The organism is uncultured Bacteroides sp. (genome assembly GCF_958445495.1).
Taxonomy (GTDB): Bacteria; Bacteroidota; Bacteroidia; order Bacteroidales; family Bacteroidaceae; genus Bacteroides.
Map to the genome: position 1 here is coordinate 1 of NZ_CAUCSQ010000085.1, position 10,291 is coordinate 10,291.

Here is a 10,291-nt window from a genome sequence, read left to right on the forward strand (position 1 = left end):
TTCCCCTAACGTAACTTTCAAAGGCTGATTATCGGCTAGCGTGATTGCTTGGGAGGCATAACCGATATAAGAAATTTCAAGCACATCTCCTTTGGCTGCTTGTATTTTGAAATTTCCGTCCATATCGGTAATAGTACCGTTTGAAGTTCCTTTTACCAAAACGCTAACCCCGATTAACGGCTCGCCTTTTGTATCTGTTACAGTACCGTTTGCCGTAATTGGAGTTTTTTTCTGTTGATTTGCTTCTGAATTCTTGGCAGAAAGCACAATATGGTTATCTACTATTGAAAAACTGGTATTGACACCTCTGAATAGCTGATTCATTACATTATTCAAAGGTTCTTTAGTGACTTTGATAGATATGACGCGATTTATATCGACATCATTTGTGTTATATACTACCGACATTGAAGTTTGTTTTTCAATCTCTTTCAATGCCGTGTTTAAAGGGACTTTTGACAGATTAAGAGTGACTGTTCGTTCTTGCCCGTACACAGAAGCAAAAGACGAAAACAACAAAAGGAAAAATAACAAGTATGGAAACTTGTGTTTTATAATTTCTTTCATCTTATTCTTATTAATTAGAAATCGTTTTAGGTAAATTAAAATAAACGGTGAATAAAAATATTACCGCTTCTCACACAAAGGTTTCATGTCTCTCTGTTTCTCATTATCACTAAATTTAAAGGTTACACTTAAAACTTTTTTCATAAGCGCTTATTCAATAGTAGTACATTTTATGCTGTAACCTTACTAAACGAAGAGAAGAGTTTTTTCAAAAAAAATAGAGAAAATCAAATTCCTAATTGAAAAATAAATACATAAATATTTGATAAATAGAATATTATACACTTATTAAAATCAGGCTGTTTTATTACCTTTGCATGCATTTTGCATACAATTTATATATGCTTCGATTTATGTGTAGATATAAACATTCATTTTATGTTCAAATATTCGAAAGATGGTGTTTCTGTATTGACTGTATTAGATACCAGACGGGCAAAAAAAAGCGGCTTGTTTCCTGTTAAAGTCCAAGTGGTGTTCAGGAGGAAACAAAAATATTATTCCACCGGAAAGGAGCTCTCGAAAGAAGATTGGGGAAGATTGTTGAAGGCAAAAAGCAAACTGTTGACGGAGATACGGGCAGATATAGAAAGCAGCTTTTCAATCATTAAACAACAAGTTAATGAGCTGATATTAAAAGGGGAATTCAGCATAGAGGCTCTGAGTATCAGGCTAGGCAGACAAATAAAAGATATGAATCTGCGCAACGCCTTTATCTTGAAAATGGAGGAATTGAAAGATAACGAACAGGCGAGTACCTATTTGAATTATCAGAGTGCGTTGAAGAGTCTGGAGAATTTCGGCGGGACATGTATCCCCTTGGAAAGAATTACAGTCGATTGGCTTAAACGTTGTGAGCGCCGCTGGATTTCAGAAGGTAAGAGTTATTCAAGTATCAGCATTTATTTCAGAGCTTTAAAATGTATATTGAACCGTGCGGTACATGACGGTATCTTGAAAGAGTCATCATTTCCTTTCGGGAAAAACAAATATGAAATTCCCGAAGGGTATGGGCGTAAGCTGGCTCTCACACTTCCTGAGATTAAAAAAGTGATGTCTTACCGGGATGATACGAAGGATGTGGAAGAGTTCCGGGATTTATGGGTATTTTCTTATCTGTGCAATGGAATTAATTTCATGGATTTATTGTTTCTTCAATATTCGAATATTGTAGATGGGGAAATCTGCTTTGTACGTTCCAAGACATCCAGAACGGCAAAACATAGCAAAGAAATACGGGCCACAATCACCCCTGAGATGTGGAATATCATTCATAAATGGGGCAACCCGCAATCAAGTCCGCAAACGTATATCTTCAAATATGCCAAAGGAACTGAAAATGCATTTGAAAGAGTCAGGTTGGTGCGGCGTATCGTTACTAAGTGTAACAGAAGGCTGAAAAAGATAGCGATGAATACCGGTATCAGCCAACTGACTACTTACACGGCGCGCCACTCATTTGCTACCGTCCTGAAACGTGCCGGCGCCAAGACTTCTTATATCTCTGAGAGTCTGGGACATTCTAATCTATCTGTTACCGAGAATTATCTGGCTTATTTTGAAAAAGAAGAGAGAATCAGAAATGCACGATTGCTGACTGATTTTAATCTCAATATAAGGTAATGCATGCAAATTGTATGTACAACCGGTATGGACGGCAAAATCAGTTTTAAAATGACAAAAACGATATCCGTACCTTTTTCATATTAATTATTAGTTACAAGATAGGCAGGATACCTATTTATCCGGATAAATCCAAGTTAAATATTATCGTAACAGGTTACTTGGCTATATTCATGCTCAACCGGAAAAATCGTTGATGTACATTTCTCCCAAGCAATCACGCTAGCCGATAATCAGCCTTTAAAAGTTACATTAGGGGAAGCGACGGAGGTTTTGGACGAAGTCGTGGTGACGGCTTTGGGTATCAAGCGGGAGCAAAAGGCTTTAAGTTATAATGTACAACAAGTAAAGGGAGAAACTTTGACTGCTGTAAAAGATGCCAATTTTATGAATGCATTGGCGGGTAAAGTCGCCGGTGTCCAAATCAACAGCGGTGCGACCGGAGCAGGTGGCGCCACACGTGTCGTGATGCGCGGTATGAAATCTTTAACAAAAGATAATAATGCTTTATATGTGATTGACGGTATTCCGATGTTCAACACAGGTTCGAGCGGGGGTGACGGACAATACGGCTCAATGGGAGGTTCGGATGCCGTAGCAGACTTAAATCCCGATGATATAGAAAGCATAAGTATGATGACAGGACCTTCGGCGGCAGCTCTTTATGGTTCTGCGGCAGCCAATGGGGTTGTTTTGGTTAATACTAAAAAAGGGAAGAAAGAGAAAATCTCTCTTACTGTATCAAACAGCACTACTTTTTCAAAAGCTTATATAATGCCTGATATGCAAAACAAATATGGAACTAGTTCCGGATTGTTTAGCTGGGGAGATTTAACAGATAAGAGATATAATCCGAGTGATTTTTTCAATACCGGTAGTAATATTATCAATTCTATTGCATTGTCAACCGGAAATGAGAAAAATCAGACTTACCTCTCGGCATCCACGACAAATTCGAACGGTATTCTACCGAACAATAGTTATAACCGTTATAATTTCACAGCACGTAACACGACAAATTTCCTGAATGATAAACTCACACTGGACATAGGAGCGCAATATATTATCCAGAATAATACCAATATGGTGTCTCAAGGACAATATTACAACCCTCTTCCTGCATTATACTTGTTCCCGCGTGGAGATAACTTCGATGAAATCCGTTTATATGAGCGTTATGATACCAATTATGGTTTTATGACACAATATTGGCCTTATGGCGATGGAGGACTATCTTTGCAGAATCCGTATTGGATACAAAATCGTATTGTCCGCACTTCCGATAAGAAACGTTATATGTTAAACGCTTCTTTGAAATGGAAGGTGACCGACTGGTTGAACATTACCGGACGTGTAAATCTTGATAACTCGGATTATCGTAATAAAACAGAAAAATACGCTTCTACATTAACCACTTTTTGCGGTGTCAACGGAGGCTTTGAAGATGCCATGCGTCAAGAACGTTCCTTATATACTGACGTATTGGCTACCGTCGATAAAACATTCGGCGATTTTCGGCTGAATGCCAATATTGGTGCGGCGCTTTATCATACTTCCATGCAAACCATCGGTTTTGCCGGTGATTTGGTAATCGCGAACTTTTTCGCTTTAAACAATATCAATTATACGGCTAATTATAAGCCGTTGCCGGACGGATACGACGATGAAATTCAAAGTGTTTTCGCCAATGTGGAGTTAGGCTGGAAAAGCCAATTGTATTTAACGTTGACCGGACGTAATGACTGGGATTCCAAATTGGCTTTCTCCAAACAATCTTCTTATTTTTATCCTTCCGTAGGATTATCTGCCGTATTAACGGAGATGTTTAAGTTGCCTGAGATTATTTCATACGCCAAAGTCCGCGGTTCATACACAGTGGTGGCTTCTTCTTTTGACCGGTTCCTGACTAATCCGGGATATGAATACAACAGCCAGACACATAACTGGGCTAATCCGACTGTTTATCCGATGGATAATTTAAAGCCGGAGAAAACAAAGTCCTGGGAGATTGGTTTGAATCTGAAGTTCTGGGGAAACCGCTTTAATTTAGATGCGACTTACTATCGTTCCAATACGCTGAACCAGACATTCAAGGTAGATATTCCTTCATCTTCCGGATATAGCAAAGCGATTGTACAAACAGGAAATGTACAGAATCAAGGAGTGGAATTAGCTGTCGGCTTCACGGATGAATGGGCAGGATTCAGATGGGATTCGAATGTTACTTTCACTCTGAACCGTAATAAAGTGAAACGTCTTGCCAGCGGTAGCACCAATCCTGTGACAGGCGAACTGATTAACATGTCGAATATGCCTGTCGGATGGTTAGGAAAAGAGAATGTAGCTCCCCGTGTCATTTTAACGGAAGGAGGTACGATGACGGATATTTATGTGTACAACGAACTGACAAAAGACAATAACGGCAATGTAAAAGTCGATTCTCAAACAGGTTCGCTTAGCATGAATACGGCAGATACTCCTACGAAGGTGGGAAACCTCAATGCTGATTATAACCTAGGCTGGACGAATAATTTCTCTTATAAAGGTATCAATCTGGGCGTTGTGCTTTCTGCGCGCGTAGGCGGTTTGGCCTATTCGGCAACTCAGGGTATCCTTGATTATTACGGAGTGTCGGCTGCTACGGCAAATGCGCGTGATAATGGAGGAGTGGCGTTGAACAATGGAAAAGTCGATACACAGAAATATTACCAAACGGTTGGTACCGGCGAAGGCGGTTATGGCCGTTATTACTTATATAGCGCAACGAATGTACGTCTTCAAGAGTTGAGCTTAAATTATACATTACCGAAGAAATGGTTTAATAATGTGGCAAATGTTACATTAGGCGTAGTCGGACGTAATTTGTGGATGATTTATTGTAAAGCTCCGTTTGATCCGGAACTATCAGCTTCGACTTCTAGTAATTACTATATGAATGTAGATTACTTTATGCAGCCGAGTATGCGAAATATCGGATTTAATGTAAAAGTACAATTCTAAACAAAAGAAAAATTATTATGAAGAAATATCTAAGAAATGTAACAATCGGTACTGTTTTGACATTAGTTGCCGGAAGTTGTACCGGTAACTTCGAAGATTACAATACAAATCATAACCAGATTCATGAAGCGGACCCGTCTACTCTCATGAAGTCGATGATTGAAACAATTGTAAATATTCAACAGAACGACTCGCAGATGATGGACCAGATGGTCGGTCAGTTAGGGGGATATTTGGTTTGTTCAAATGTATGGAGCGGCACCAACTTCGGTACGTTTAATCAAAGTGACGCTTGGAATGCAAATCCTTGGAATACCAATTTCGAAAAGATATACGGTAACTTTTTCCAGATACAGGAAGCGACAAATTCCACAGGCCATTATTATGCTTTTGCACGGATGATACGGGCTATAACAATGTTGCGTGTTGCCGACTGTTATGGGCCCATGCCTTACAGTCAAGTGAAGAAAGGGAATTTTTATGTCTCTTATGACACGGAAGAAGAAGTGTATAAGAATATAATGGAAGATTTCGCTAATGCGGCTGATGTTCTGTATAATTACTATGTAGAGACGAACGGTAATGCACCGCTTGCCAGCAACGACCCTGTATTTAGCGGTAACTATGCCAATTGGGCCAGATTAGCCAATTCCATGCGGTTAAGAGTAGCAATGAGAGTCAGTTCAATATACCCGGATATGGCTAAGGAAAATGCGGAAGCGGCTACAAGCCATGAAGCGGGATTAATTGAGACGAACAGCGACAACGCAATGATGGATTGCGGCTCCCAAACGAATCCATATCAATTAGCGGCAGTCAGTTGGGGAGATTTACGTGTCAATGCGAATATCGTTGACTATATGGATGGATATGATGACCCAAGAATGTCTAAATATTTCAATTTCTCTACATTTGAGGGATATACGCAAGAATATGTGGGAATGCGTTCGGGAGAAGACGGTTTCGAGAAGAGCGATGTTGCCGGCTATTCTATACCTGCCATTACCGGTACGTCCAGACTCTTGGTTTTCTGTGCTGCGGAAACTGCATTTCTCCGTGCTGAGGGAAAACTTAAAAACTGGTCTGTAGGGAGTAAATCGGCCAAAGAATATTATGAAGAAGGAATCAAACTTTCAATGGAACAGTGGAGCGTTACAATGCCGGATGATTACTTGGAAAATAAGGAAAAACCCACTGTTGCGCATAATAATGACCCCAGGGGAAATGCATATACTATCACGAACACTGTTTCTATAGCCTGGGGCGAAAATGAAGAAGAAAATCTGCAACGGATTATCACGCAGAAATGGATAGCAAACTATCCGTTAGGATTGGAAGCATGGGCTGAATATCGCCGTACAGGTTATCCGGAGCTTTATCCCTGCATTGACAATTTATCATCATGCGGAGTAGACAGCAAACGTGGAATGCGGCGGTTAAGATTCCCCTATACAGAGGTACAGAATAATTATACGAACTATCAAGCCGGGGTTTCTTATCTGAAAAATGGAGGGCCTGACAATGAAACGACAGAACTTTCGTGGGCGAAAACCAATTAACACAATCAATTTAAATCGAATAATATGAGAAAGAATTATTTGTTATATCTTTTATTATTGGCATTGAGTTCTCCGTTATGGGTGGGCTGTAATGACTGGACAGAACCGGAAGCGAAAGATTATTTCCAGACTCCTTCCGAAGAGTATTACGCAGCTTTACGCGCTTATAAGAAATCAGAACATTCCGTAACTTTCGGATGGTTTGGCAACTGGACGGGAGAAGGGGCTTCATTGGTAAACAGTTTGGCAGGCATACCGGATAGTGTGGATATTGTTTCTATCTGGGGAAACTGGTCAAACCTCACAGAAGCTCAAAAGAAAGACCTCCAATTTTGCCAGCAAGTGAAAGGAACCCGTTTCAATATCTGTTTTATCATCACTTCTGTGGGTACGCAGATTACCCCGCAACACATTTATGATAATTGGGAAGAAATGGGCTTCTCATCCCAGCAAGCTGCTGTGAATGATTTCTGGGGATGGCCTTCCGACGAATCCGACGAGAAAGCTGTGGAAGCATCCATTCGTAAATATGCGAGTGCCATTGCCGATACTATCAATAAATACGGGTATGACGGTTTTGACATTGATTATGAGCCGAACTTCGGCAATTCGGGAAATATTGTAGACGATGACGACAGAATGTTCATATTTGTAGACGAGTTGGGCAAATACTTCGGTCCTAAATCCGGAACGGGTAAATTACTGGTTATAGACGGAGAGCCGCAAAGCATAACCGGCAGACCTGAAATCGGGCTATATTTCGATTATTTTATTATTCAGGCCTACAAACCCGGTAATGATGCCAATCTGGACAAACGTCTGATTAGCGGAGGTGTGGCTGGTCCGGGACTCGTCCAGACTTACGGCGATGTAATGACGGAAGAACAAATTACCAATATGACTATAATGACAGAAAATTTTGAAGCTGTGGATGCTGCTATGGATGGAGGCTATTCCTATACTGACCGTTATGGAAACAGCATGAAATCTCTGGAAGGTATGGCACGTTGGCAACCGAGTAATGGCTTCCGCAAAGGTGGTGTGGGAACCTATCACATGGAAGCGGAATATCCGACAAATCCCGAATATAAGAATCTGCGCAAGGCTATTCAGATTATGAATCCTTCTTCAAATTCATTAATTAAATATTGATTTTACCATGAAACGAATAAATAGAATAAATCCGTTCCTGCTCATGTCGTTTTTGGCACTGGGCGGATTATGGAGTGGCTGCGACGATGCAAATTACAGTACCCTCGACACTCATGCGTTCTTTCAGGAAGCGTTGAGCGCGTCAAGTACGAAAGTTACGGTTCAAGGCAGCGGTTCAACCAGCGTCACCCTGAATGTGCAAATCAGTGATATGCAACAAAAGGATAATACTTATACTTTGGCGATAGATGAAGGGGTTCTTGATTCATACAATAAATCTAACGGTACCAATTATATCACGTTACCGGATACCCACTACACTCTTCCTGAAGATATAACTATTAAAGCCGGCAATTATAATGCCAATCCTGTTTCCATACAAATCAAGTCATTTTCTGATGAAATGAACGCTTCCGGCGAATCATACGCTTTACCGATTCGTCTGGTAGCCCAAAACGGCAGTACACCTGTAATGCCCATAACCGGCAGTATGGTAATTTTGACAAATAGCATTATGGAGTTCTCCTGTCCGCAGTTTGTCGGAAGCACGGGACTGGTTGCGAAGAAGTTTGAAGAAACTCCGGAAACTTATAATGAGTTTACCGTGGAAGTACGTTTTCAAATCAGCGATACGAACAATCGTAACCGTGCGGTATTCAATACGTCAAACAGCGACGGCAGCAAATATTTATTATTACGTTTTGAAGACCCTCAAAGCGACAATGATGATTACAAAGCCCACTCATTGGTTCAGATACAGACCCATGAAACTTATTTGAATCCGACGTATTCTTTTGAAACTAACAAATGGCAACATCTTGCAGTGACCTACAACGGTTCAAAATACCGTATATATATAAACGGTAAAGACGGAGGTTCAAAAGATGTCACATCCGGTCCTGTCACATTCGGTAAGGTAAGCTGGTTTGACGCTGATACCTGGTGGAGTGGATGCAAGATACTGGTAAGTGAAGCCCGCATCTGGTCCGTATGCCGCTCGGAAGTTCAGATTCAGAACAATATGACTGTAACAAGTCCAAAAACACCGGGATTGGAGGCTTATTGGAAATTTAACGAAGGTACAGGCAATACATTTGAGGATTGCACGGGTAACGGACATACTATTACTACGACGAATACCCCTGTCTGGGTAGATAATATTTTATCTACAGATGAAGCTACTCCGTGGAAGTGATACAATCTAATACAGTTACTATGAATAGAATATTTCAAATTATAACCATTGTACTTATGAGTACAACGATTCCTTTCTTCTCATCTTGTAAGGATGACGAATCGATTAGTGAATGGGATATGAGTTATGTTTCTCTGTTGCCCGTTGATTATTTAAAGCCTACTCCTTTCTTCTCTTTGAAGCATATCGAGGAAGAAGGTATCGAGGGTTCTGTAGAATATCAGTTTATGGTTGTTACCCAAAAAGCTTCCAATCAAGATATAAAAGTCAATCTGGAAGCTGTATGTGATGGCATATCTGAAAATAAAATCAATTTGACAACAAAGACTGCTGTCATTAAAGCAGGAAGCACTCAATCGGATGTAATAACTTTAAACATCGATAACTGGGATGATTTATTGGCAATTAAAGAGGAAGCCGATTATACATTAAATATCAAAATAAGCGGTATGGAAGCATCTGAAAACGTTGTCTTATCGGAATACCGCCAACAAATCTCCATAAAAATCTCCAAGAGCAAAGAGAAGGAAAAGGAAAGCGTATTATTGACCGACCCTTCTAAATGGATATTTACTTTTATGGATGGTGTTGAAAATGCGGCATCCAATTCTGTGGCGGGAACCGGAAATTCAGATGTAGCAACCAATGGCATTCCTTTTTGGTTTACTGTTGATTTTATTGAAGAAAAAACACTCACTGGTATTAAGACATCTCATTGGGGAAGTACTTATGCACCTACCAAAATAGAGCTATTCATTTCAGAAGACAATGATAGGTGGACATCGATAGGACAATTTGAGACTTCTGGCAGTGTTCAGGAAATAAGGTTTGAAGAACGTATAAAAACGAAGTATCTGAAATATCAGATGATAGATGTTCCGAGCCGGGTAGATATCACTCGTTTTTATGTTTATTCGTGGGAATAAATTCAGGGTTATATAATGAAAAGAGGATGGAGCAATACTCCATCCTCTTTTTGTATCCAATAGGGCTGCCACATCTTGATTGTGTAAAAATAAATAATTGCATTTACTTTTCAGTTGCTTTTAATATATTCGGACATTTGAATAGGTACATACTTGCGTTTCAATAGAAAATTCCTATTCGAAAAATTCCTTCATTGTTATTATTACTACATTTCTCCCAAGCAATCACGCTAGCCGATAATCAGCCTTTGAAAGTTACGTTAGGGGAA

At 40.0% G+C, this 10,291-nt stretch carries 7 protein-coding genes; 6 read left to right on the forward strand and 1 reads right to left on the reverse strand.

What is annotated here, in order from left to right:
* The coding region (locus tag Q5076_RS17355) for a SusC/RagA family TonB-linked outer membrane protein (RefSeq protein ID WP_303015021.1) at window positions 1-567 on the reverse strand (567 nt) is incomplete at its 3' end.
* Window positions 568-945: 378 nt separating this feature from the next.
* On the opposite strand from Q5076_RS17355, the gene Q5076_RS17360 reads away from it, so the two are divergent.
* The 6 genes from Q5076_RS17360 (at window position 946) to Q5076_RS17385 (ending at window position 10,022) form a co-directional block, all read left to right on the forward strand.
* Window positions 946-2,190 carry a site-specific integrase gene (locus tag Q5076_RS17360; RefSeq protein WP_303015022.1) on the forward strand — a complete coding sequence of 415 codons (1,245 nt, stop codon included), beginning with the start codon at window positions 946-948 and terminating at the stop codon, window positions 2,188-2,190.
* 216 nt (window positions 2,191-2,406) lie between these two features.
* Window positions 2,407-5,190: a SusC/RagA family TonB-linked outer membrane protein gene (locus tag Q5076_RS17365; RefSeq protein ID WP_303015032.1), complete on the forward strand. Its 2,784-nt coding sequence runs from the start codon at window positions 2,407-2,409 to the stop codon at window positions 5,188-5,190.
* A gap of 17 nt (window positions 5,191-5,207) precedes the next feature.
* Window positions 5,208-6,749: a SusD/RagB family nutrient-binding outer membrane lipoprotein gene (locus tag Q5076_RS17370; RefSeq protein WP_303015024.1), complete on the forward strand. Its 1,542-nt coding sequence runs from the start codon at window positions 5,208-5,210 to the stop codon at window positions 6,747-6,749.
* A 24-nt stretch (window positions 6,750-6,773) separates the two neighbouring features.
* Window positions 6,774-7,901, forward strand: coding sequence for a glycoside hydrolase family 18 (locus tag Q5076_RS17375; RefSeq protein WP_303015026.1), 1,128 nt, complete (start codon window positions 6,774-6,776; stop codon window positions 7,899-7,901).
* Between the two features lie 7 nt (window positions 7,902-7,908).
* The gene (locus Q5076_RS17380; protein ID WP_303015028.1) at window positions 7,909-9,096 is read left to right on the forward strand and encodes a DUF1735 and LamG domain-containing protein; all 1,188 of its coding nucleotides are present in this window, start codon (window positions 7,909-7,911) and stop codon (window positions 9,094-9,096) included.
* Between the two features lie 20 nt (window positions 9,097-9,116).
* Window positions 9,117-10,022 carry a DUF4999 domain-containing protein gene (locus Q5076_RS17385; RefSeq protein WP_303015030.1) on the forward strand — a complete coding sequence of 302 codons (906 nt, stop codon included), beginning with the start codon at window positions 9,117-9,119 and terminating at the stop codon, window positions 10,020-10,022.
* Window positions 10,023-10,291 lie beyond the last annotated feature (269 nt).

Bases quoted from the DNA above. Each gene is read 5' to 3' on its own strand.
- Q5076_RS17385 (WP_303015030.1), top strand. From the start codon at position 9,117: ATGAATAGAATATTTCAAATTATAACCATTGTACTTATGAGTACAACG.
- Q5076_RS17370 (WP_303015024.1), top strand. From the start codon at position 5,208: ATGAAGAAATATCTAAGAAATGTAACAATCGGTACTGTTTTGACATTA.
- Q5076_RS17375 (WP_303015026.1), top strand. From the start codon at position 6,774: ATGAGAAAGAATTATTTGTTATATCTTTTATTATTGGCATTGAGTTCT.
- Q5076_RS17380 (WP_303015028.1), top strand. From the start codon at position 7,909: ATGAAACGAATAAATAGAATAAATCCGTTCCTGCTCATGTCGTTTTTG.
- Q5076_RS17360 (WP_303015022.1), top strand. From the start codon at position 946: ATGTTCAAATATTCGAAAGATGGTGTTTCTGTATTGACTGTATTAGAT.